General features: G+C 63.6%; 24 protein-coding genes and 1 tRNA gene. 8 read left to right on the top strand and 17 right to left on the bottom strand.

Going from position 1 to position 22,688, the window contains the following annotated elements:
* Positions 1-33 precede the first annotated feature (33 nt).
* The 7 genes from JI744_RS03435 to JI744_RS03405 form a co-directional block, all read right to left on the bottom strand.
* Positions 34-2,757, bottom strand: a complete 2,724-nt coding sequence (locus tag JI744_RS03435; RefSeq protein WP_202658303.1) for an Rne/Rng family ribonuclease — start codon at positions 2,755-2,757, stop codon at positions 34-36.
* A 441-nt stretch (positions 2,758-3,198) separates the two neighbouring features.
* Positions 3,199-4,530 (bottom strand): sigma-54-dependent transcriptional regulator, encoded by a 1,332-nt coding sequence (locus JI744_RS03430; RefSeq protein WP_202658302.1) that lies wholly within the window; start codon positions 4,528-4,530, stop codon positions 3,199-3,201.
* 11 nt (positions 4,531-4,541) lie between these two features.
* Complete coding sequence (locus tag JI744_RS03425; protein WP_202658301.1) at positions 4,542-6,320, bottom strand: sensor histidine kinase; 1,779 nt, start codon at positions 6,318-6,320, stop codon at positions 4,542-4,544.
* Between the two features lie 46 nt (positions 6,321-6,366).
* The gene (gene purQ / locus JI744_RS03420) at positions 6,367-7,035 is read right to left on the bottom strand and encodes a phosphoribosylformylglycinamidine synthase subunit PurQ (protein ID WP_202658300.1); all 669 of its coding nucleotides are present in this window, start codon (positions 7,033-7,035) and stop codon (positions 6,367-6,369) included.
* A gap of 210 nt (positions 7,036-7,245) precedes the next feature.
* Positions 7,246-8,067, bottom strand: coding sequence for a lysophospholipid acyltransferase family protein (locus JI744_RS03415; protein ID WP_202658299.1), 822 nt, complete (start codon positions 8,065-8,067; stop codon positions 7,246-7,248).
* Positions 8,064-8,849, bottom strand: coding sequence for a GNAT family N-acetyltransferase (locus JI744_RS03410; protein ID WP_202658298.1), 786 nt, complete (start codon positions 8,847-8,849; stop codon positions 8,064-8,066). The genes JI744_RS03415 and JI744_RS03410 overlap by 4 nt, the downstream gene beginning before the upstream one ends.
* Positions 8,850-9,001: 152 nt before the next feature.
* The gene (locus JI744_RS03405; protein ID WP_202658297.1) at positions 9,002-9,175 is read right to left on the bottom strand and encodes a DUF3553 domain-containing protein; all 174 of its coding nucleotides are present in this window, start codon (positions 9,173-9,175) and stop codon (positions 9,002-9,004) included.
* 28 nt (positions 9,176-9,203) lie between these two features.
* Here JI744_RS03405 and JI744_RS03400 point away from each other — a divergent pair, with 28 nt between their 5' ends.
* Entirely contained in the window at positions 9,204-9,800 is a 597-nt protein-coding gene (locus JI744_RS03400; protein ID WP_202658296.1) for a histidine phosphotransferase family protein, read from the top strand.
* Here JI744_RS03400 and JI744_RS03395 read toward each other — a convergent pair whose 3' ends face one another.
* Positions 9,801-10,028, bottom strand: coding sequence for a hypothetical protein (locus JI744_RS03395; RefSeq protein WP_202658295.1), 228 nt, complete (start codon positions 10,026-10,028; stop codon positions 9,801-9,803).
* 73 nt (positions 10,029-10,101) lie between these two features.
* Here JI744_RS03395 and JI744_RS03390 point away from each other — a divergent pair, with 73 nt between their 5' ends.
* On the top strand, positions 10,102-10,698 hold the full coding sequence (locus JI744_RS03390; RefSeq protein WP_328756796.1) for a TetR/AcrR family transcriptional regulator: 597 nt from the start codon (positions 10,102-10,104) through the stop codon (positions 10,696-10,698).
* On the opposite strand, the gene JI744_RS03385 is transcribed toward JI744_RS03390, so the two are convergent.
* From JI744_RS03385 to rplU, 7 genes are all read right to left on the bottom strand, one after another.
* Positions 10,695-11,954, bottom strand: a complete 1,260-nt coding sequence (locus JI744_RS03385; RefSeq protein ID WP_202658294.1) for a glutamate-5-semialdehyde dehydrogenase — start codon at positions 11,952-11,954, stop codon at positions 10,695-10,697. The genes JI744_RS03390 and JI744_RS03385 overlap by 4 nt on opposite strands.
* 70 nt (positions 11,955-12,024) lie before the next feature.
* Positions 12,025-13,119 (bottom strand): glutamate 5-kinase, encoded by a 1,095-nt coding sequence (proB, locus tag JI744_RS03380; RefSeq protein WP_328756930.1) that lies wholly within the window; start codon positions 13,117-13,119, stop codon positions 12,025-12,027.
* Between the two features lie 11 nt (positions 13,120-13,130).
* Entirely contained in the window at positions 13,131-14,156 is a 1,026-nt protein-coding gene (gene obgE, locus JI744_RS03375) for a GTPase ObgE (protein ID WP_202658292.1), read from the bottom strand.
* Positions 14,157-14,230: 74 nt separating this feature from the next.
* Positions 14,231-14,737 (bottom strand): GNAT family N-acetyltransferase, encoded by a 507-nt coding sequence (locus tag JI744_RS03370; RefSeq protein ID WP_202658291.1) that lies wholly within the window; start codon positions 14,735-14,737, stop codon positions 14,231-14,233.
* Positions 14,738-14,741: 4 nt separating this feature from the next.
* Positions 14,742-15,299 carry a GNAT family N-acetyltransferase gene (locus tag JI744_RS03365; RefSeq protein WP_202658290.1) on the bottom strand — a complete coding sequence of 186 codons (558 nt, stop codon included), beginning with the start codon at positions 15,297-15,299 and terminating at the stop codon, positions 14,742-14,744.
* A 230-nt stretch (positions 15,300-15,529) separates the two neighbouring features.
* Positions 15,530-15,799 (bottom strand): 50S ribosomal protein L27, encoded by a 270-nt coding sequence (gene rpmA, locus JI744_RS03360; RefSeq protein ID WP_202658289.1) that lies wholly within the window; start codon positions 15,797-15,799, stop codon positions 15,530-15,532.
* A gap of 12 nt (positions 15,800-15,811) precedes the next feature.
* Positions 15,812-16,192, bottom strand: coding sequence for a 50S ribosomal protein L21 (gene rplU / locus JI744_RS03355; RefSeq protein WP_202658288.1), 381 nt, complete (start codon positions 16,190-16,192; stop codon positions 15,812-15,814).
* A gap of 229 nt (positions 16,193-16,421) precedes the next feature.
* On the opposite strand from rplU, the gene JI744_RS03350 reads away from it, so the two are divergent.
* Both JI744_RS03350 and JI744_RS03345 read left to right on the top strand, forming a co-directional pair.
* Positions 16,422-17,285: a helix-turn-helix transcriptional regulator gene (locus tag JI744_RS03350; RefSeq protein WP_202658287.1), complete on the top strand. Its 864-nt coding sequence runs from the start codon at positions 16,422-16,424 to the stop codon at positions 17,283-17,285.
* Positions 17,286-17,318: 33 nt separating this feature from the next.
* Positions 17,319-17,852: a YbhB/YbcL family Raf kinase inhibitor-like protein gene (locus tag JI744_RS03345; protein ID WP_202658286.1), complete on the top strand. Its 534-nt coding sequence runs from the start codon at positions 17,319-17,321 to the stop codon at positions 17,850-17,852.
* A gap of 4 nt (positions 17,853-17,856) precedes the next feature.
* Here JI744_RS03345 and JI744_RS03340 read toward each other — a convergent pair whose 3' ends face one another.
* Positions 17,857-18,705, bottom strand: a complete 849-nt coding sequence (locus JI744_RS03340; protein WP_202658285.1) for a hypothetical protein — start codon at positions 18,703-18,705, stop codon at positions 17,857-17,859.
* A 162-nt stretch (positions 18,706-18,867) separates the two neighbouring features.
* Here JI744_RS03340 and JI744_RS03335 point away from each other — a divergent pair.
* From JI744_RS03335 to rarD, 4 genes are all read left to right on the top strand, one after another.
* Positions 18,868-18,957: transfer RNA gene (locus tag JI744_RS03335), tRNA-Ser, on the top strand.
* Positions 18,958-19,093: 136 nt separating this feature from the next.
* On the top strand, positions 19,094-19,639 hold the full coding sequence (locus tag JI744_RS03330) for an NUDIX domain-containing protein (RefSeq protein ID WP_202658284.1): 546 nt from the start codon (positions 19,094-19,096) through the stop codon (positions 19,637-19,639).
* 46 nt (positions 19,640-19,685) lie between these two features.
* A complete protein-coding gene (locus tag JI744_RS03325) occupies positions 19,686-20,567 on the top strand; it encodes a fatty acid desaturase (RefSeq protein WP_202658283.1) in 882 nt (293 codons plus the stop codon).
* A 75-nt stretch (positions 20,568-20,642) separates the two neighbouring features.
* Positions 20,643-21,548 (top strand): EamA family transporter RarD, encoded by a 906-nt coding sequence (gene rarD / locus JI744_RS03320; protein WP_202658282.1) that lies wholly within the window; start codon positions 20,643-20,645, stop codon positions 21,546-21,548.
* Between the two features lie 3 nt (positions 21,549-21,551).
* Here rarD and prfB read toward each other — a convergent pair whose 3' ends face one another.
* Positions 21,552-22,676, bottom strand: a complete 1,125-nt coding sequence (prfB, locus tag JI744_RS03315) for a peptide chain release factor 2 (protein WP_202658281.1) — start codon at positions 22,674-22,676, stop codon at positions 21,552-21,554.
* Positions 22,677-22,688: the final 12 nt, after the last annotated feature.

Genomic DNA, 22,688 nt, shown 5'->3' with positions numbered 1-22,688 from the left:
CGCCCCGGCTTCTCTACACCGATTGGCCGGGCCTTAACGGCCCAGCGACCACCAGCCCTTGCGCTTGGGGGCGTCAGGTTTATCCGTCGCTGCCGGAGCATCCTGCGGATCGGGCCGCAGCGCCACCGTCACCGGGGCGGGTTCAAGACCGGGATCGGGCTGCAACACCGGTGCGGGCGTCTCTGCCACAGCGGGGGTAGCCTCGGCCACCACCGGCACGTCTTTCACCGCTTTGGCCGGAGCCTTGGCAGGTGCCTTGCGGGTGCGGGTCACGGTTTTCTTCGCCGGAGCGGCGTCTTCGGCAGCAACGTCAGCAGTCACTTCGGCAACCGGCGCGACAGCGTCTTCCGCCACCGGCTCTGCCTTGGCCTTGGTGCTACGGCTGCGGGTTGCCTTGGGCTTTGCGGCCACGGCCTCGGCGTCAGCCACCTTGGCCGCCGCCGATTTGGCACGCGACGATGGTTTCTTCGTCACCGGAGCCACCTCGACCGCCACCTCTGCCACGGCTTCGGCAACAACGGCCACCGCCTCGACCGGGGCTTCAGTTACGCCGTCCTCCCCGTCAGCTTCTTCGCCGTCATCCTCACCATCGACATCGCCGTCAGCTTCGTCATCAGCGCCCACGCCATTGGCACCGGCCTGCCCAGCCGAACCGGGCTTGCGGCGACGCCGACGGCGACGCTTTTTCTTCGACGGGCCTTCGCCCTTGTCCTCGACCGGCGCGGCTGCAACAGCAACGGGTGCTTCTGCCTCGTCCTCATCCTCGATGATCTCGGCTTCGACGATATCCTCGTCTTCCTCCTCGACCGGCGCGCCCATCAGGCTGGCATTGCCAGAAATGACGGTGGCCTGTTCCGGCACCACGCGGGTGGCCGTCTTGAACTTTTCAATCGAGTAATCCGGGCTGACCAGCGCCGGATCGGCCTCGATCCGCACCGACATGCCATAGCGCGCTTCGATCAGGGCGATGTGTTCGCGCTTTTGGTTGATCAGGAAGTTCACGATGCCGATGGGCGCCTTCAGCAGCACCTCTTTCGACCGCTTGCGCGTGCCTTCTTCTTCCAGCGCGCGCAGCACTTGCAAGCCAAGGCTGTCATCCGACCGGATCAGGCCGGTGCCGTGGCAATGGCTGCACGGCTGAGTCGTCGATTCCAGCATGCCGGGGCGCAGGCGCTGACGGCTCATCTCCATCAGGCCAAAGCCCGAGATGCGACCCACCTGAATGCGGGCGCGGTCGGTTTTCAGCTTGTCCTTCAGCTTCTTCTCGACGGCGGTGTTGTGACGACGCTCTTCCATGTCGATGAAGTCGATGACGATCAGACCGGCAAGGTCGCGCAGGCGCAGCTGCCGCGCAATCTCTTCCGCCGCCTCAAGATTGGTCTTGAGTGCGGTTTCCTCGATCGAGCCTTCCTTGGTCGCCCGACCAGAGTTCACGTCGATCGCCACCAGCGCCTCGGTCACGCCGATCACGATGTAGCCGCCGGATTTCAGCTGCACCACCGGGTTGAACATGCCGCCCAGATAGCCTTCGACCTGATAGCGCGCGAACAGCGGCGTCGGGTCTTCATAGCGTTTCACGTCGCGCGCCTGTGCGGGCATGATCATGCGCATGAAGTCTTTGGCGGTGCGGTAACCCGCCTCGCCTTCGACCAGAATTTCCTCGATCTCGCGGCTGTGCAGGTCGCGGATCGTGCGCTTGATCAGGTTGCCCTCCTCATAAATCTGGGCAGGTGCTATGGATTTCAGCGTCAGCTGGCGAATTTCTTCCCAGAGCCGCATCAGGTATTCGTAATCGCGCTTGATTTCCGGCTTGGTGCGCTTGGCCCCTGCCGTCCGCACGATCAGGCCCGCACCTTCCGGCACGTCCATCTCGCCCGCGATTTCCTTAAGCTTTTTACGGTCGGCCGCATTGGTGATCTTGCGCGAAATGCCACCGCCGCGCGCGGTGTTGGGCATCAGAACGCAGTAACGACCGGCCAGCGACAGATAGGTAGTCAGTGCGGCGCCCTTGTTGCCCCGCTCTTCCTTGACCACCTGCACCAGCATGATCTGGCGAACCTTGACGACCTCTTGGATCTTGTAGCGGCGCGGGCGCGGTTTGCGCGGGGCGCTGATTTCCTCGGCCACATCCTCTTCGGCGATCGACTCGATCTCGTCATCGGTATCGGAGGCGTGGTCGATGGCGCGATAGGCTTTCTCGCCGTTGCTGTCATCATGCGAATGGGCATGGTCGTGGCTGTGGTCATGGCCCAGATGGGGCTGATCATCGGCCACGGCTTCAACCGCGGTCACGGCCTCTGGCACCTCGGTCACCAGGGCGTCGGCCCCGGTTTCATCGCCCAGATCCACCACATCCATGCCGCCGATTTCGGCGGTCCGCACCTCATCGCCACCCTCGACCGACTGGGCCTTGGGCTGCGGGCGCGGGCGACGGGCGCGGCGGTTTTCCTCTTCGTCCTGCGCACGGGCATAGGCGCGCTCTTCTTCAAGCAGCGCTTTGCGGTCGGCAACCGGGATCTGGTAATAATCGGGGTGGATTTCGGCAAAGGCCAAGAAGCCATGGCGGTTTCCGCCATAATCCACAAAAGCCGCCTGAAGCGAGGGTTCCACCCGCGTCACCTTGGCCAGATAGATGTTTCCGGCAAGCTGGCGCTTGTTTACGGTTTCAAAATCGAACTCTTCGACCTTGTTTCCGTCCACCACGACAACGCGGGTCTCTTCCGCGTGGGTGGCATCGATAAGCATTTTCTTCGACATTTTGATCTTTCGCGCCCGGAAAGCATTTCCGGGCCGGACCCAGGTCCGGCGGTCGTCCTTGCGGTTTCGGGGCGGCTTGTCTGGGCAAGGCTGCGCGGTGCGGACAGGCGGGCCATGCCCCGTGGGCACCCCTCGCCTGTTCCGAAATCACTCGCTCGCAGCATCGCGGTCTCACATAAGGGCGGCTTGCGCCACCCGCCTGAAAAAGCCCGTTTCGTCAGTGACTTGCGGGCAATACGACAGTCCGTTACCGGACCGATCCGGCCCTTTCCGGGCGGCGCGGCAGGCGCGCCAGAACGGCAAGGGAGAATTCCTTGGCGTGCAGATGCACGCTTGGGATGACCCTATGGGGAAATTCCTGTCGATTACAATGGGATTTTTCGCGCCCGCCCTTCGCGGCGCGGGTCAGGATCGGCGCGTGGTTCGCACGCGCCGATACAGTCAGACGTAATCCTGACGCTGCAACCCGTACTTGGCCATCTTTTCGTTCAGCGTCCGGCGCGGCAGGCACAGCTCGTCCATCACGCTGGTAATGCTGCCCTTGTGGCGGCGCATGGTGTTGTCGATCAGCATGCGTTCGAACGCTTCGACATATTCCTTCAGCGGTTTGCCTTCGGTGGTCAGCGCGGTCGGGTCAGTACTTTCGTTATCGGCCATCAGCAAGGAGGCGATGGACCCGGTGCCCCGGCGGTTCTGCAACACCGCCCGTTCGGCAATGTTCACCAGCTGGCGCACATTGCCCGGCCACGGCGCCTGCAACAGCTGTGCGGCCTCTTGCGCGGTCACCTGCGGCGCGGCGCAGCCGTATTCTTCCGAAAACGCCTCGGCCGCGCGGTTGAACAGGGTCAGAATGTCCTCGCCCCGCGACCGCAGCGGCGGGCAGATGATCGTCATGGCGCCCAGCCGGTAGAACAGGTCGGACCGCAGCGCATCCTGCAGCGTCTTGTCCGGCGCATGTTCGTTGCAAATCGCGATGATCCGGGTTTCCGGTGGCAGGCCCTGTTCGTTGATAAAGGTCAGCAGGCGCGATTGCAGCGGGTGGCTCAGGCTTTCGATGTCTTCCAGGCACAGGGTGCCGCCGCGCGCCTCCTCAACCAGCGGCAGGTTGCCGTCATCCGAGGGGCCGAACAGCTTGGCGGCAAGCTGATCCTCGCCCCAGGCGGCGCAGGAAATGGTCACGAATTTCTTCGACGCCCGCGGCCCCACCGCGTGCAGCGCATGGGCCACCAAAGTCTTCCCAGTGCCGGTTTCGCCGTCGATCAGAACGTGGCTGTCCGCCTGCCCCAGATCAAGGATGTCCTCGCGCAGCCGCTCCATCGTCGGGCTGGCGCCGATCAGTTTCTTCATCAGAACCGAGCCGTCGGCCAGTTCCTTGCGCAAGGCGCGGTTGTCCAGTGTCATCCGCCGGGCCTGCGTGGCGCGCTTGGCCAGTTCGGTCATCCGGTCGGGGTTGAAGGGCTTTTCCAGAAAATCCCACGCGCCGACCCGCATCGCCTCGACCGCCATCGGCACGTCGCCATGCCCGGTGATCATGATGACCGGCAGGCCCGAATCCATGCCCATCAGGCGTTTCAGAAACGCCATCCCATCCATGCCCGGCATCCGGATGTCGCTGACCACGACACCCGGCCACTCCGGCCCGATCACCTTCAGCGCGTCTTCGGCGCTGGCATAGGTTTCGGTGTCAAACCCCGACAGGGCCAGCCACTGGCTGATCGAGGCGCGCATATCGGCCTCGTCATCGACGATTGCCACTTTCATCGCTCGTGCCATTCACGAACCCCCTATTCTGCTGCTTTTGCTTCGCTGCCAAGGATCGGCAGCTGCATTTCGAACACCGCACCCGTGCCATCGGCGTTGCGCGCCGTCAGGCGCCCGCCAAGGTCGGTCATGATGCCCGACGAAATCGCCAAACCCAGACCGACACCCTCTCCGGGTTTTTTCGTCGTGTAGAAGGGCTCGAAGATATTTTCCATTTCGCTGATGCCGTGGCCATTGTCACGCACGGCCAGAACCGCCGTCTCGCCCATGGTCAGGATCAGGTCGATCTGCGGCGCGGCAACATCCTTGGTCGCATCCAGCGCGTTGCGCAAAAGGTTGATGATCACTTGTTCCAGCCGGATACGGTCGGCCATCACCATCACGGGCTGGCGCGGCAGGGTGCGGGTGATCCGCACCACCCGCGCCTTCAACTGCGGTTCCATCATCGACAGGGCCGACGACAGGCAGTTGCGCAGATCGACCGGCTCGAACGCCTCGCCGCCCTTGCGGGCATAGGATTTGAGTTGCCGGGTGATCGCGCCCATCCGCTCGATCAGGTCGTCAATCCGCTGGAAAGAGGACAGCGCCTCCTCGGGCCGCTTCCTTTGCAACAACAACCGCGCGCCCGCGAGGTAGGTTTTCATCGCGGCCAAGGGCTGGTTCAACTCGTGGCTGACCGCCGCCGACATTTCGCCCAACGCGGCCAGCTTGGACGATTGTGCAAGCGTCAACTCTGCCACCTCTAGGTTCTTCTGAACCTTCTCGCGCTCGGCAATCTCGCGACTGAGGCGGGCGTTCAGCAACCGCAACTCCGCAGACTCCCGCCGGAACGACTGGCTTTGCGACCACGCCTTGCGCGACATGAGGTAAAAGGTCAGCGCCGCCAGAATGGCAAAGCCCATGATCTCCAGCGCGATGACACCGTTCACCCGTTCGCGTACCGAATCAAAGGTGGTGAAGATGATCATCTTCCAGCCGCGGAACGGCACCCGCCCCTCGGCCCGCAACACCGCCTCGCCCGAGACATAGGCATCGGGCGGGTTCTGCGCCCAGTCCGCCGCCCCTTTCAGCGCCAGCCCAAAGGCCGAAGGCGTGTCGGCCGCGGTCATCGCCTGATCCAGCGGCTTGCCCCGCCAAGAGGTATGGGTGGACAAGATCACGGTGCCGGTGCTGTCGGTCACCACCACCTCATCCTGCAATCCCGCCCAAGAGCGTTCGTATTTCATCAGATCGACGCCCACGACGATCACGCCCAGCGTATCGCCCTCGACGTTGATCGCGCGGGAATAGGTGAAATCAAAGCCGCCGCCATCGCGGGGCGCTGCTGCAAAAACGGTGTCCTTGCTGCGCAATGCCTCAAAGAAATAACTGCGGTCGCGGTGCTGGCTGCCCAGAAGGTTGCGGTCGGTCGCCCCCGTCACGCGACCGTCTTTGTCCAAAAGCATGATCGCCGCCACGCCAATCTCTTCCTGCACCTGCATCAGGCGCAGCGTGGTGTCGGGAAACGTGCCCTTCATCAGCGCGTTGCGGATCGCCGGATCCGCCGCCAGCAGCAGGGGCACAACCGAGGTGCGCTGCAACTCGCTGACGACATTGCCGGAATAAAGGGCGACCCGCAGTTCGGCCCGGTTGCGCGTGGTTTCGGTAAAGCGTTCCGACAGCCAGCGATTGGTGATCAACACCGTCCCCGCCGCAATCAGCAGCAACACAACCACCGCCAGCCGCATCCGCCACGAAGGGGTTGCAGCACCATCACCCGAGGCAATCGGGCCATTAGGCTGGTTGGGGGGCGTATCCTGCATGGGGCGATTCTAGGGTCTCACCCGCGCCGCCTCAAGGCGATGGGGTTCAGGCCAGCGCCAACCCGCCCATCAGCCCCTTGAACAGGGCAGCCCCATCGGTGCCGCCGTGGCTGGCGTCCACCACCCGCTCGGGGTGGGGCATCATGCCCAGCACGCGGCGGTTCTCCGACAGGACCCCCGCAATGTCATCCATCGCGCCATTGGGGTTGCCGTCATAGCGAAAGGCGATGCGATCCTCGGCCTTCAGCCGCGCCAGCCCCTCGGCATCAATGGTATAATTGCCGTCATGGTGGGCGACGGGCACGGTGATCGTGCTGCCCTTGGCATAGGCGCTGGTAAAGGCGCTGTCCGTGGTGGCCACGGTCATGCGAACTGGGCGGCAGACGAATTTCAGCGCCGCATTGCGCATCAGCGCACCGGGCAGCAGTTGCATTTCGGTCAGAACCTGAAAGCCGTTGCAGATGCCCAGCACATAGCCGCCGCGCGCCGCATGGGCCCGCACCGCCGCTGCGATCGGCGATTGCGCGGCAATCGCACCACAGCGCAGATAGTCGCCGAATGAAAACCCGCCGGGCACGCCAACCACATCGGTCCCCTCGGGCAAGGCACTGTCCTTGTGCCAGACCCGCGCCACCTGAAACCCCGCCCGCTCAAAGGCGACGGCAAGATCACGGTCGCAATTCGAACCGGGAAAGGTGACGACAGCAGCTTTCATGGGCGCGCTCCTTCAAGGACCAAGGCGGACCCGGCGCTTGCACCTTTTCAAATACTCCACGGGGGTCCGGGGGTGTGAAACCCCCGGTCCGCCAGAGCACAAAGGGCGGGCCGGTCGTTAGTCGCCCTCTAGCGCAATCGCTCTGGCAATGCCAGTGGGTCGGCGCCCCCGAATATCGGTTTCTTGTGGCCAGTCGTGGCTTTTCCCCCGTCAGCCTTCCGCCAACCGATGGGCCGCCCGGATCACCCGTTCGCAATGGGCAGCCAGCGCCTTGCGGTCGGCAAAGGCATCCACCGGAACCTCGGGGTGAAAGATCACCTCCACCCTGCCCTGCGGCCAGGTTGCCAAGACCCGCCACAGGCTGGGCGCAAAATCCATCAAACCCCACCAGCCATAAAACCGCGGGTCCTGCCCCAAGGGCGCATGATAGATCACCGTGACCGGCTGGATATGCAGCACCCTGTCCAGCCCATGGGTGAAAAAGGCCGCGAACAGCGTGGATTTGAACGGCAGGACGCGGATGGCATCGGTCGAGGTGCCTTCGGGGAAAAACAGCAGCTTGTGTCCAAGGCGCAGCCGTGCCTCGAACTGCTCTTGCTGGCGCTTTGCCTCGGTGCCCTTGCGCGCAATAAAGACGGTGCCCGTTGCCCGCGCCAGCCAGCCGATCCCCGGCCAGCCCGCCACCTCGGATTTCGAGACGAAATAGACCCGCTGCACCGCATTCAGCGCGAAAATATCCAGCCAGGACGAATGGTTGGCCACCACCGCCCCCTTCTGCCGCATCGGCGTGCCCTGCACGGACAGCCGCAGCCCCATGATGAAAAAGGCGCTGCGGCACACGAATTGCGTCAACCACGGCGTGATGGGGCGCTCGGCGCCGAACAGCGGACGCTCAATCAGGCGCAACAGCAACAGCAGCACAAGGCAGCCATAGGTCACCACGCCCAGAGCAACCCCGCGGGCCAAGGCCAGCACAAAACCCACAGGACCGATCGGCGGCAGCTCGATCGGCGCATTGCGCCACTCGCTCATGCGTCGCGGGCTTTCTTTCTGGTGTAGAAATCGCGGTGCTTGGCGCTCATCTTCTCTGTGTCCATGACCAGACAGACATCGGTGGTGTTGAAGGCGTGATCAATCCACGCCCCGTCGCCGACAAACCCGCCCAGCCGCAGATAGGCCTTGATCAGCGCCGGGGTGCCCGCCATGGCGCGACGGCGGTCCAGCCCGGCCTCTGCCACCAGATCCATCTCTTGCCGATGCGGTTCCAGCGCCCGCACCCGCAGGGCGGGCGGTGCCAGATGGTGGTGGTGCAGATAGGACAAGGGTTCCGCCAGCGCCGCCACATCTGTGCCGTGAAAGCTGGCAACGCCAAACAGGATCTCGATCCCCCGCTCCAGCACATAATCGGCCAGCCCGTTCCACAAATGGAACATCGCCGTCCCGCCGCGATAGTCGGGATGAACGCAGGACCGGCCCAGCTCTACCAGCTTGCGGCCACAGGTCTTTAACGCAGTCAGGTCATATTCGCTTTCGGAATAGAACCGCCCGGCCTGTGCCATCCGCTCTGACGTCAGCAGCCGGTAAACGCCCACCACATCCTGCAAGGTCGCAGGGTCGCGCCGCTCGTCTATCAGCAACAGGTGGTCGAACCAGGGGTCGAAATCATCGCGCTCCAGCCGTTGGTCATGGTCTACCAGCGGGCCGCTGCCGCCAAGTTCGGCCACAAACACCTCATACCGCAGGCGCTGGGCTGCCCGCAGATCGCGGTCATCCCGTGCAAGGCGCAAGGTAAAGGCGGCATCGTCGTCGATCATCTTGCGCCGGTTCCGTCCTCGGGCCTGCCCACCAGTATCTGAGCCGAGTTCTAAGGGCTGCCCCCTGCCATTGCAACCGGCCAGACGGGCCGCGCCGCTGCGTCGGGGTCGCGCAAACCGGTTGCGTTAGGGCTTCGTTAACCCATACTGGATTAGGCAGAGAAATCCGGAACAAGCGTCACCTGCCGGACATCAATCACGACCTTGCCGGCATGTTCAAAGTTCACCGTCACCCGCCCTCCGATGTTCGACTGCACCTGCCCCAGCCCCCAATCGGGCTGGCCGGGATGGCGCACGAACATGCCCGGTTCCAGAAACGACAGCATCCGACATCTCCCATTCAGAGGTAACGCCTTGCACGATAAGCCCGACCTTGCCGCACTTATCGGCTCTCGTATCTGCCATGACCTTATCAGCCCGATCGGCGCCATCGGCAATGGGGTGGAACTGCTGTTGCTGGAAGGCACGGCCCAGGGGCCAGAGGTTGCGCTGATCTCTGAAAGCGTGGCCCATGCCAATGCCCGCGTGCGGTTTTTCCGCGTGGCCTTTGGGGCTGCCACGGGCGATCAGCGGATCGGGCGGCGCGAGGTGGCCGATATTCTGGCGGGTGTCACCCGGGGCGGCCGGGTCGAGGTGGATTGGCAAGGCCCGCCCGACATGGCGCGGCGCGAGGTAAAGCTGGCCTTCCTGCTGGTGTTGTGCCTTGAAACCGCAATGCCGCAAGGCGGGCGCATCACCGTCACCCGTAACGACAGCCGCTGGCTTTTGCTGGGCGAGGCGACGCGCCTGAAGGTTGACCCCGATCTGTGGGAGGTGCTGTCAAACCCCTCTGCCCTGACAGAGATTGGGCCCGCGCAGGTTCATTTCCTGCTGGTTCAGGAAGAAACCACTCGCCAGCACCGTCGCCTGACGGTCGAGGTGGCCGAGAAATCGGTACGGCTGACCTTCTGATCACAGCCAACGGCGCAGGCGGGTCTGGATGAACGGGATGATCCCCCAGACCATCGCGGTAACCACAATCGGCACCAGAACTGCCGTGCGCGCCGGAATCGGCCAGCCGGGGGTCAGCGGCAGCAAGACCAACAGACCCAAGGTCACCAGCGGATAGACGAACAGAAAGACAAACCCGGCAAAACGCAATCTTGATGGCGCGCGGGCTTTACTGGCAACGGTATTCATGGAAGAAGTCCTTATCGAAACGGAACGTCTCGTATATATGAAACGATACGTTCCGTTCCGCAAGGGGGAAATCGTGTCTGACGCAGAAAACGCGCGCGCCTCGATCGGGGCGCGGCGCAATCCGGAAACCGAAGCAGCGGTCTTGCAAGCGGCGGCAGAGCTGATCCGCGAACAGGGCTATGCCGCCCTGACGATGGAGGCGGTGTGCAAACGCGCGCGCGCCGGCAAGGCAACGCTGTATCGCTGGTGGCCCTCCAAGGCGCATCTGCTGCTGGCGCTGGTGTCACGCTCCAAACAAGAGATGGAGTTGCCAGATACCGGCACCCTGCGCGGCGATCTGACGGCCTATCTTGACGATCTGCTAGCGCGCTGGCGCGGTGATGACGGGTCTATGCCGATGGGGCCGCTGGTGCGAGTGTTGTACGTCGAGGCGGCGGACAATGCCGAACTGGGGGCTGCCCTGCTGGAGGAACGGCGCGACCGTTGGCAGTTGCTGGACCAGATCCTGACTGCGGCCCGCGCGCGGGGCGAGGTTTCGCCCCGACTGGGCGCTGAACGGGCCAAACAGCTTGCCATGGCGCTGCCGATCTATCTGTTGATGATCGGCAGACTGCCCGCGCCCGGCGAAACCGCAGCTTTGGTAGACGATATCCTGCCCTCTTTCGCCTAGGGCCGGATCGTCCCGTCCCCCGTGACCAGATACTTGAAGCTGCACAATTGTTCGGCGCCCACCGGCCCGCGTGCATGAAGCTTGCCGGTGGCAATGCCGATCTCGGCTCCCATGCCGAACTCTCCGCCGTCGGCAAACTGGGTCGAGGCGTTGCGCATCAGAATCGCCGAATCCAGCCGCTGAAAGAACAGCGCCGCCACCTCGTCATTCTCGGTCAGGATGCTTTCGGTATGGTTCGAGCCATATTTGCGGATATGGGCAATCGCCTGATCCACCCCATCCACCAGCTTGGCCGCGATGATCATATCCAGAAACTCATGCCCGAAATCCTCGGGCGTGGCGCGCACCGTGCCCGGCACCTTCAACAACTCGCCCTCGGTCCGTACCTCGACGCCCGCAGCGATCAGATCCTCGATCAGCACCGCGCCGTGTTTGGTATAGAACTGCCAGTCGATCAGCAGGCATTCTGCCGACCCGCAAACGCCGGTCCGGCGGGTCTTGGCGTTCAAGACAACGCGGCGCGCCTTTTCCAGATCGGCGTCCTTGTCGGCATAGACGTGGCAGATGCCCTCCAGATGGGCGAACACCGGCACCCGCGCCTCGCGTTGCACAAGGCCCACCAACCCCTTGCCACCGCGCGGCACGATCACGTCGATATGATCCACCGCGCGCAGCATCGCCTCGACCATGGCACGGTCACGGGTCGGAATCAGCTGAATCGCAGCCTCGGGCAGATGCGCCTCGCGCAGACCCTGCACCATGCAATCGTGGATCACTTCCGAGCTATGAAAGCTCTCACTCCCCCCGCGCAGGATCACCGCATTCCCGGATTTCAGCGCCAGCGCCCCGGCATCTGCCGTTACATTCGGGCGGCTTTCATAGATCACGCCAATCACGCCAATGGGCGTCGCAACCCGTTGGATATGCAGGCCATTCGGGCGGTCCCATTCGGCCAGAACCCGGCCTACCGGGTCTTTCTGTTCGGCGACCGAGCGCAAGCTGTCCACGATGCCGCGAATGCGGTTTTCGTCCAGCTTCAGCCGGTCCATCATCGCGGGCGACAGGCCCTTGTCGGTGCCATAGTCGAGGTCAAGGCAATTGGCGTCGAGTATCTCTTCGCGCCGCGCCCAGACCGCCGCCGCCGCCGAAAGCAGCGCCGCCGCCTTGCGCTCTGACGAGGCGCAGGCCAGTTCCGTCGCGGCTGCCTTCGCCTTGGCGCCAATCTCGGCCATCAGGTCGCTGACTTGTCCGTCCATGATCAACCTTCCCGTTTCGCACAAATTCCTTGGAAGGAATTTGCAAAAATCTTCCAAGATTTTTGGGCGCTCAGACCACCATGTCGTCCCGATGCACCAGCGCCGCACGGCCCTGATAACCCAGTATCCCCTCGATATCGCCCGACCGATGCCCGGCAATCGCCTTGGCCTCGGCGGCGGTATAGCGGACCAACCCCTTGCCCAAGACCACGCCCACCGGGTCCAGAATGGCCACCGGATCGCCCCGGCCAAAGCTGCCCGTCACCTCGGTAACCCCAGCAGGTAACAGGCTTTTTCCGGCGGTCAGTGCCTTGACTGCGCCTGCATCCAGCCGCAACTGGCCGCGTGGCTTCATCGCATTGATCCAGCGTTTGCGCGCAGCCTGCGGGTCGCCGTGAGCCACGAACCACGTCCGCTGCGCGCCTTCGGCCAGCGCCTTCAGCGGCCGCAGGGTTGACCCCTCCATGATCGCCATCGCGCAACCGCCCGCCACGGCGGTTTTCGCCGCCAGCAGTTTGGTCTTCATTCCACCTTTGGACAGGCCGGAAATCGGATCGCCCGCCATCGCCTCGATCTCTGGCGTGATCTTTTCTACCAGATCAAAGCGTTGCGCGGTCGGGTCTTCTTTCGGGTTGGCCGAATAGAACCCATCGACATCCGACAGCAGGATCAACTGATCCGCCCCCACCGTCACCGCAATCTGCGCCGCCAGCCGGTCGTTGTCGCCAAAGCGGATCTCATCCGTCGCCACCGTGTCATTCTCATTCACGATGGGCACAACGCCCAGACCCAGCAGCGTTTCCATCGTCGCGCGGCTGTTCAGATAGCGGCGGCGGTCCTCGGTATCTTCCAGCGTCACCAGAACTTGAGCCGTGGTGATGCCATGGGGAGCCAGCACCTCTTCGTACGCGCGTGCAAGGCGAATTTGCCCGACAGCGGCGGCAGCTTGCGATTGTTCCAGCGTCAGCGCGCCGTCCGGCAGGCCCAGAACCTTGCGGCCCAAGGCAATCGAGCCTGACGACACCAGCACCACATCGGTGCCGCGCACCTTCGCTTCGGCGACGTCCATCGCCAGGGCCGACAGCCAGCCCTGCCGCAACCCGGTGGCCCGGTCCACCAGCAGTGCCGAGCCGATCTTGACCACCAACCGCTTGGCCGCCCGCACCTCGGGTGCGATCAGGGCCGCCACGGTGCAATCTCCTCGGGCTTGGCATTGCCCTTTTCGATCTCGGCGATCAGCGCGCGAAGAACGTCCTGCAACCCCTTGCCAGCCACGCCGGAAATGACATGCACCGGCCCGCCCGAAGCCTTTTCCAAAGCGCGGCGGCGGTCGCTGATCTGCTTGGTGTCCATCGCATCGACCTTGTTCAGCGCAAGGATGCGGGGCTTGTCGCCCAGAACCTCGGAATAAGCCTCCAGCTCGCTCACGATGGTTCGGTAATCCTTGGTGATGGTGGAAGATGTGCCATCGACCAGATGCAGCAGCACCTTGCAGCGTTCCACATGGGCCAGGAACTGGATGCCAAGGCCCCGCCCCTCGCTTGCGCCTTCGATCAGGCCGGGAATATCGGCCATCACGAATTCCTTGCCATCAATCCCCACGACACCAAGGTTAGGCACCAGCGTCGTGAACGGGTAATCGGCAATCTTGGGCCGGGCGTTCGACACGGCGGCAAGGAAGGTGGATTTCCCCGCATTGGGCAGGCCCAGCAAACCGGCGTCCGCAATCAGCTTCAGCCGCAGCCAGATCGTGCGCTCTACCCCCTCTTGTCCCGGATTGGCGCGGTTAGGCGCGCGGTTGGTCGAGGATTTGAATTGCAGGTTGCCCCAGCCGCCATTGCCACCCAAGGCAAGGCGCACGCGCTGTCCGGGCACGGTCAGGTCGGCCAGAACGGTTTCCTCATCCTCATCCAGAATCTCGGTGCCCAAGGGCACCTTCAGCACGATGTCATCGCCCGATTTGCCGGTTTTCTGGTTGCCCATGCCCGGTTGGCCGGATTTGGCAAAGAAATGCTGCTGGTAACGATAGTCGATCAGGGTGTTCAGCCCCTCGACCGCCTCGGCCCAGACAGAACCGCCATGGCCCCCGTCGCCGCCATCGGGGCCACCGAATTCGATGAACTTCTCGCGCCGGAACGAAACGCAACCCGCACCACCGCCACCCGAGCGGATATAGACTTTGGCAAGGTCAAGGAACTTCATGGCTGCGGCTTTCGGCTTAAGGATAAGGGACTGCGATACACACAAAGCCCGCCCACCTCAAGCGAGGCGGCGGGTCACATGGGTGTAGGTCGGTCGTCCAGATGCAATTCCATAAAGGTCAGGTCCAGCCAGCGGCCGAATTTCTGGCCGACATGCCGCATGGTATGGGTATTGGCAAAGCCCAGGCTTTCATGCAGCGTGATCGAAGGGCGGTTTTCCGCCTCGATCGCCGCCACCATCACATGCAGGTCCGCCGCGCGGGCGCGGGCGATCAGCGCCTGCATCAGCGCGCGGGCAAGGCCCCTGCCCCGGAACCCGGCGGCGACATAGACCGAATGTTCCACCGTCAGGCGATAGCCGTCGAACGCCCGCCACGGGCCATAGCTGGCATAGCCCGCCACCTGCCCATCGGCCTCGGCCACCAGCACCGGAAAGCCGCCCGCCATCCGCGCCGCCATCCAGTCAACCCGGTTGGCGGCATCGACCGTGATCTCGTTCCAGATCGCGGTCGTGTTCGCCACCGCATCATTATAGATCGCGGCGATACCTTCGGCGTCATCGGGGGTGGCGGCACGGATCATCAGGTCACTTCAGCTTTCGCACATAAGTCCACGTTGCAACACGGGAATTCCGTGCAACCGAAAAGGTTTCGGCATCGCCCAGATATTCAAACCCCGCATTGGTCAGCACGCGCGCCGAACCGGGATTGTCCTGAAACACCTCAGCAAAGATTGTGCGGTCGCCCAAGGGGTTCGCCCCAACCAGTGCCCGCACCGCCTCAGACGCGATGCCGGTGTTCCACAGCGCAGGCGCCACCCAATAGCCGATTTCCGATTGGCCACGGGTTTTCTGGCCCTGCTCCATCGGCTTCAGGCTGATGATGCCCAGCACCTCGCCCAAGCCGGTCGCAGTGCCGTCCATTACCCAGATCTTCTCGCCCGTGCCTGCCATGGCGCGGGTGATGAACGCCTCCATCGCGCCCGGCGGCAGCGGATGCGGGATAGAGCGCGTCGCCTCTGCCACCCGGCGATCACCGGCATACATCGCGCACAGCCCGGCATCAGATTTGCGCACAGGGCGCAGCAGAAATCTGCCAGCGGCGATTTCAGCGGGCCTTGCGGCGGCAATCATATCAAGTGTCACGGCTTCCCTCCTGTCGAAGCGCATGGCCGGGCGAACCCGGCGTCCTCTCTCCCAATCTCGTCCCAACCCCGGTCTGTTCCGGTCCCGAGGCTCCTCTCCTCAAGATGGTCCTGCCCGGCATCCTGCCAAGAACCCTTGGCGGAAACGTGACGGGAATCGGGGCGAAAACGAGAAGGGGGACCGGCCTTTCGGCCGATCCCCCGATGTTTCTTCAGAAACGGGTTTCCGGCTTACTCGGCTGCCTCTGCAACGGGGAGGACCGAAATGAAGGTGCGGCCTTTCAGCCCCTTCTTGAAGGTAACCTTGCCCTCGACGGTGGCGAAGATGGTATGGTCAGTGCCCATGCCAACGCCTTCACCCGGGAACCAGGTGGTGCCGCGCTGGCGGCAGATGATGTTGCCGGGGGCCGCAGCCTGACCGCCATACAGTTTCACGCCAAGACGACGGCCAGCCGAATCACGACCGTTGCGCGAGGAGCCGCCTGCTTTTTTATGTGCCATGGTAAGGTCTCCTTACTTCGCGGTTTCGTGGGCCGCGCGGCGCGCATCGGCGGTGCCGGTGGCAGCCTTGACATCGGTCTTGTCGGCGCCCGAAGCCAGAACTTCGGTCACACGAATCAGCGTCAGGTGCTGACGGTGGCCCTTGGTGCGCTGCGACGAGTGCTTGCGGCGACGCTTGACGAAGTGAATCGTCTTTTCGCCCTTGATCTGGTCGATCACCTCTGCCTGCACGGCAGCGCCCGCCACGGTGGGCAGGCCAATGGTCGTGCCGACCATCAGAATTTCGTTGAACTGGATCTTGTCACCAGCAACAGCGTCCAGCTTTTCAACGCGCAGCACGTCACCCGCCTGCACCTTGTATTGCTTTCCGCCGGTCTTCAGGACCGCAAACATGGGTCTTCCTTCCTTGTGAACCGCGTCCTTTGGCCCCGTTTCCGGCGTTTCGGGGACCATCGGCCCCGCCTTCGAACAGCGCGCCCCGTTCGGGACGATGTAAATAAGAATACCCGGACAGACTCAGAGGTCTGGCCGGGTTGCGCGCTTTTGAAGGATTGCGTGCGGGGTGTCAAGCCTTTGCGCCAGCGCGCCGGGCCGTTAGTCTGGGCGCGACACCGAGGTGCCCATGCGTGACGACAGTGCCCTGACCAACCCTTTGCCCGGCGTGGTTTTGCGTCAGGCCCGGCGCGCCCGCATGCACGGGATCGTGCCGACGATGCCCTCTCTGATCCAGGTGCGGCGGGGAAGCAAGGAGGTTATCGCGACACAGCTCGCCCTGACGATAACCGAAGGACAATTTGTGCTGCTGCCCGATGCGCTGCCGATGACGATCTGCAACATTCCCGATGCAGGCGGACAGTATGAAGCCATGGTCCTGCCCCTGCCTCGCGCCGCGGCCGAGCGCGCGCTTGCCCGGTTGCCCGCCGTTCAACGCCCCACCGCACGGGCGCCGCAACCTGTGGTGCTGCCAGCAGAGGGCGAGGCGCTGTTTGCGGCCTTCTTCGCCCCCTCGCCTTTCGCCGCCCTGCCCGCGGATGTGCTGGTACTAAAGCTGGAAGAGATGGCCCTGTGGCTGGCATTGTCCGGTGGCGTCCTTGCAGCCGAAGGGCTGCCCCGACTGGCAGACCGGCTGCGCGGGCTGATCGCAGCCGATCCGGCGGCTGATTGGGTGGCAGCCAATGTGGCCCGCCTGTTGGGTGCCAGCGAAGCCACCCTGCGCCGCAAACTTGCCGCAGAGGGGGAAAGTTTCGGCGCCATTCTGCGGGACGTGCGGCTGACCCATGCATTGGGGCTGTTGCAGACCACGCCTTTCCCGATTGCACGGGTTGCGGCAGAGGCGGGCTATGCTTCGCCCCAACAATTCGCCACCCGGTTCCGCGCCCGCTTTGGCCTTTCTCCGCATGAGATCCGCACCCCGGAGGTAGCGATTGATCGGATCGGGGCGAAAATCGCGCGGACCGGGGCCGCAGGTGAGGGCGGATCGGCCTAGGGTCCGGTCATCCGACCAACAGGAGACCCCAGGATGATCCGCTTTGCCTTCCCGCTTGCCCTTGCCCTGTGCGCCAGCACCGCACAGGCCGATATGACCCTGACATCAAAGGCGATGCCCGATGGCGGGACGTTGACCGAGGCACAGATTCTGAACGGATTTGGCTGCACGGGGGGCAACCAGTCGCCCGATCTGGCATGGTCCAATGCGCCCGCTGGCACCGGGGCCTTTGCCGTGATGATGTATGATCCCGATGCGCCGACCGGATCGGGATGGTGGCACTGGGTTGCCTTCAACCTGCCGGGCGACACGACCCTGCTGCCCGAAGGCGCCAGTGGCACGGTCATGCCGGCGGGCACCATTGAAAGCCGCACCGATTTTGGCACCCCCGGCTTTGGCGGTGCCTGCCCGCCCGAAGGTGCAGCGCCGCATCCCTATCAGATCACGGTCTATGCCCTGCCCGCACCTCTGCCACTTGATGCCAATGCCAGCGGTGCGATGGTCGGGTTCATGGCGCGCGCCTCGGCGCTGGACAGTGCCACGATCACCGCCACACTGGGGCGCTAAGGCCTCAGATATCCTGTCCCGCCATCTCCAGCCCGACGGCGCGGCCCAGATCGTGGCTGACGCTGTTGAACAACCCGTTGAACGCGGCAAACATCGCCGCGTTCAACTGCTGCCCGGCAGGCGTGGCAGAGTAATCGGTATAGGCGCGCAATTCTGCATCAGTAAGCGGCTGATAGGCCAGCGCCAGGAACGGAAACAGCCATTCTTCGGTGCTGGCGCGGGTTTCCCCTTCCTTGCCGCGCGCAAGGTCAAGAATGTCTGCCTCGGTCATGTCGGCAAACGGCCCGCCGGTTCCGGCCAACCCCTGATAGAACGCCAGACTGGAATTCATCGCCCCCGCGACGTTGGACTCGATCAGGTCGTTGACCTCGGCAAAGCGGCGGATCAGCGCAACCCTCGGGTCGCCCCTGGCCACCATATCCTGCCAGCGCAGGGTCGCCGCCGCCTCGGTGTCCTTGTCCATCAGTGCCCGGCGGGCATCTGTCTCCAGTTGCAGGGCGCGCTTGCCCGGAGCAGAGCCAAAGAAGTCGATCGCCCGCGCGGTCACATCCGGCTTGCCCGCCATCGCCCTGTCCAGGCCCGCCTTTACCAGCGCCTGCATCTGCGCCGGATCATAAATCCGCGCGACCGAAGCGTCCCAGCCGGGGCTACCACCCGCCGGGCCAAAATCCGCCGCGAGTTCGGCGGCATCGGCGATGCCTTCGTCGCGCAGGACGGCAATCATGTCATCGATCTGCAACACATCATACAGCGCCGCCGCAGGCTGGGCCTGCTGCTGGGCCAGCACCGGCGCAGTGCCAAAGACACCCCCTGCCGCAAGCGCGATAACCACACACACCGGACGAAATGCCATATCTGGTCCTCTTTGACACCTTCCCCGACAGCTAGGCCCTTGGCCCGCCCTTGCCAAGCCACCGGCGGTCCCCCTCTCGTAAAGTTGCGATTGCTGCATTTCCGGGGTTGCAAGCCCCGCACGGCCCCGCTACATCCCCGCCCCAGACGACCCCCAAAGCGCGGAGAGGTGGCGGAGTGGTCGATCGCGCCGGTCTCGAAAACCGGAGTAGGTTTGCGCCTACCGTGGGTTCGAATCCCACCCTCTCCGCCACAAAAATCAACACAGTACATCTTGACTGCTTGGCGACCATGCGCTGGCCATGCCAGAGCCAAGGCTGCCCACAAAAGACCAAGTTGGGCGAATAAGAATGCAGATTCACCCCTGTGCCCACCTTTGGAACATCCCGATGACCGACGACCGCATCACCCGCCTGTCCCGTCGACCGGTTTATCATAACGACTGGATGTCGGTTTACGAAGATCAGGTGCGCTTTCCGGGCGGTACCTCTGGCATTTACGGTGTGGTGGAAAAGCCTGATTTCGTTGCCATCGTTCCACTGGATGATCGGGGGCGTATCCATCTGGTCAGCCAGTTCCGCTATCCGGTGGGCCAACGGATGTGGGAACTGCCGATGGGTGTCAGCCACGGCACACCGGAACAGCAGGCCCGCGCCGAATTGCGCGAGGAAACCGGGCTGATCGCGGGCACCTTGCGCCACATCGGCCATCTGTTTCAGGCGCCGGGCTTTTCGGCGCAGGGCTTTGACGTGTTCCTTGCCACCGATCTGACGCAGGGCCAGACCGAGCTGGAGGTGACCGAAAGCGACCTGATCGCCGACGCTTTTCCCTGGCCCGAGGTGCAGCGGATGATCGCTGCCGGAGAGATTACAGATGCCGCAACGATTGCGGCGCTGGGGCTGTTGCTGGTGCGCGGGCTTTTGCCACCGGGATGACGGATTTTGGCGGTCAGTCCCCGACAACGGCGCTAGGCTGATTGGCATGGACCACAAGACACTGATCGCATCGATCCCGCCCGAAACCCGCGCCGCGTTGACCAAACGGTCGGACCGGGCGGGGCTGCAACACCTTGCCGGATATCTGGCGGCGATGGCCGCAACCTCTGCGCTGATCCTTGCTACGCCCCTGTGGTGGCTGGCTTTGCCTCTTCATGGGGTTCTGCTGGTTTTTCTGTTCACGCTGGAACATGAATGCACGCACCGCACCCCCTTTGCTAGCGACCGGCTGTCGGACTGGATGGGGCGAGCCTGCGGGCTGGTGTTGATCTTGCCATTCGAGTGGTTCCGCTATTTCCATCTTGCGCATCACCGCTGGACCAACCTGCCGGGGCAAGACCCGGAGCTGGACGGCGACAAGCCCGCAACCTTTGGTGCGTGGGTGTGGCATGTGTCGGGTCTGCCCTATTGGATCGCGGCGATAAGGTTGGTTGTCCGGCTGGCACTGGGGCGCGAACGGGCACGCTATCTGCCAGAGGGCGCCCTGCCCCGGATGCAGCGCGAGGCGCAGGCGATGCTGGTGTTCTATGCGTTGGTCGCGGGCAGTCTGGCGCTGTCGGATGCGGCGCTGTGGCTGTGGCTGCTGCCGGTGCTGATCGGCCAGCCATTTTTGCGGCTGTATCTGCTGGCCGAACATGGCGATGCGCCAAAGGTGGCCAACATGCTGGAAAACAGCCGCACCACATTCACCACCCGGATCATGAGGTTTCTGGCGTGGAACATGCCCTATCATGCCGAACACCACAGCTATCCGCAGGTGCCATTTCACCAACTGCCTGCGCTGCATGGCGTGATGCGCGATCATCTGGCGACTACGGCCCAAGGATATGCGGCCTTTACCCACGCCTATCTGGCGCGCCGCCGCTGATCCATCAGCCCTTGCAATGCCGCATGTGTCGCGAATGAATTGGCACCTGCCCAAAAAAGCGGCTAGACCGCCGGTATGAGCAGCCCGACATCCCCGACCGACCAGAACCGCGACACCCTGCCCGGCTTTCTTTATGCCTTTGGTGCCTATCTGCTGTGGGGGTTTCTGCCCCTTTACATGAAGGCGCTGGCGGCGGTGCCGACGCTGGAAGTGTTGGCCCATCGCGTCATCTGGTCGGTGCCGGTCGCGCTGGCGGTGCTGGCCTTTCGGGGCCGCGCGGGCGAGGTTTGGGGCGCCTTGCGCAATCCCCGCCTGTTGGGGATGGCGGCGCTGACGGCGGCGCTGATCTCGGTCAACTGGTCAATCTATGTGTGGTCGATCCAGTCGGGCCATGCGCTCGAGGCGGCACTGGGCTATTACATCAACCCCTTGGTCAGCGTGCTGATCGGCGCGGTCGTGCTGCGGGAACGGCTGTCGCCCGCGCAATGGGCGGCAATTGCGCTGGCCGCCCTGGCGGTGGCGGTGCTGACCTATGAAGGGGGCAAGCTGCCCGTCGTGGCGCTGGGGCTGACAGCAACATGGGCCGCCTATGCGTTTCTGAAAAAGCAGCTTCCGCTGGGGCCAAATCAGGGTTTCACGCTGGAGGTGATGATCCTGTCGCCCTTTGCGCTGGCCTATGCGGGCTGGCTGGCATCGCGCGGAGAGGCGCATTTCCTGATGGGGGACAGCCATACCACGCTGCTGTTGCTGGGCTGTGGCGTGGTCACGGCCGTGCCGTTGATGCTTTATGCCAACGGGGCCAAGCTGCTGCGGCTTTCGACGATTGCGATGATGCAATACCTGTCGCCGACGCTGATTTTCCTGACGGCCGTTTTCGTCTTTGGCGAAGAGTTCGGCCGCGCCCGCGCCATCGCCTTCCCGATGATCTGGGCGGCGCTGGCGATCTATTCGCTGGCGATGCTGCGCGGGGCGCGGCGCTAAGGGCTACTCGGCGTTGGCGTCGGCGCGCGATTTGCCCGCCACGTCCATCGCCAGCGTGGCCGCCATGAAGGCATCCAGATCGCCGTCCAGCACGCCTTGGGTGTCGCTGGTTTCGTGGTTGGTGCGCAGGTCTTTGACCATCTGATAGGGCTGCAAGACATAGCTGCGGATCTGGTTGCCCCAGCCCGCATCGCCCTTGCTTTCATGCGCCTCGTTCACGGCGGCGTTCCGCTTGTCCAGTTCCATCTGATAAAGCCGCGCCTTCAGGGCGTTCATCGCAATCTCGCGGTTCTGGTGCTGCGATTTCAGCGAAGAGGTCACCACGATATTGGTCGGGAAGTGGGTGATCCGCACTGCCGAGTCGGTCTTGTTGACGTGCTGGCCACCCGCGCCCGACGACCGGAAGGTGTCGATGCGGATGTCCTTGTCCAGAACCTCGATCTCGATGTTGTCATCGACCACCGGGTAAACCCACACGCTGGCGAAAGAGGTCTGCCGCTTGTCGCCCGAGCCGAAGGGCGAAATGCGCACCAGACGGTGAACGCCTGATTCCGATTTCAGCCAGCCATAAGCATTGTGGCCGGTGATCTTGTAGGCTACCGATTTGATGCCCGCCTCTTCGCCCGGCGTTTCGGACAGCATTTCCACCGTATAGCCCTTGCGTTCGGCCCAGCGGGTGAACATGCGGGCCAGCATTTCGGCCCAGTCCTGGCTTTCGGTGCCACCTGCGCCTGCGTTGATTTCAAGGAAGGTGTCGTTGGCATCGGCCTCACCGTCCAGCAGGGCTTCCAGCCGTTTCTGGGCGGATTCCTCGACCAGGGCGCGCAGGGCGTTTTCGGCTTCGGTGACGATTTCCTCGTCGCCCTCCATCTCGCCCAGTTCGATCAGTTCCACATTGTCCTTTAGCACCTGCGACAGGCGCTTGTAGGTGCCCACGGCGTCGATCAGGCCCTGACGTTCCTTCATCAGCTTTTGCGCCTTAGCGGGGTCATTCCACAGGTCGGGCGCCTCGATCAGGGCGTCAAACTCTTCCAGCCGGTGGGGGGCGGTTTCCCAATCCATCCGCTGGGCAAGAAGACGCAGGGTCTTCTCGATCTCGGCGACATTGTTCTGGGTTTCGGCGCGCATCGGGGCATCCTC

Origin of the sequence: Fuscibacter oryzae (assembly GCF_016765795.1) — a bacterium.
GTDB lineage: Bacteria > Pseudomonadota > Alphaproteobacteria > Rhodobacterales > Rhodobacteraceae > Fuscibacter > Fuscibacter oryzae.
The sequence above is the reverse complement of the archived record's forward strand: the minus strand, read 5'-3'. Positions and strand labels throughout refer to the sequence as shown.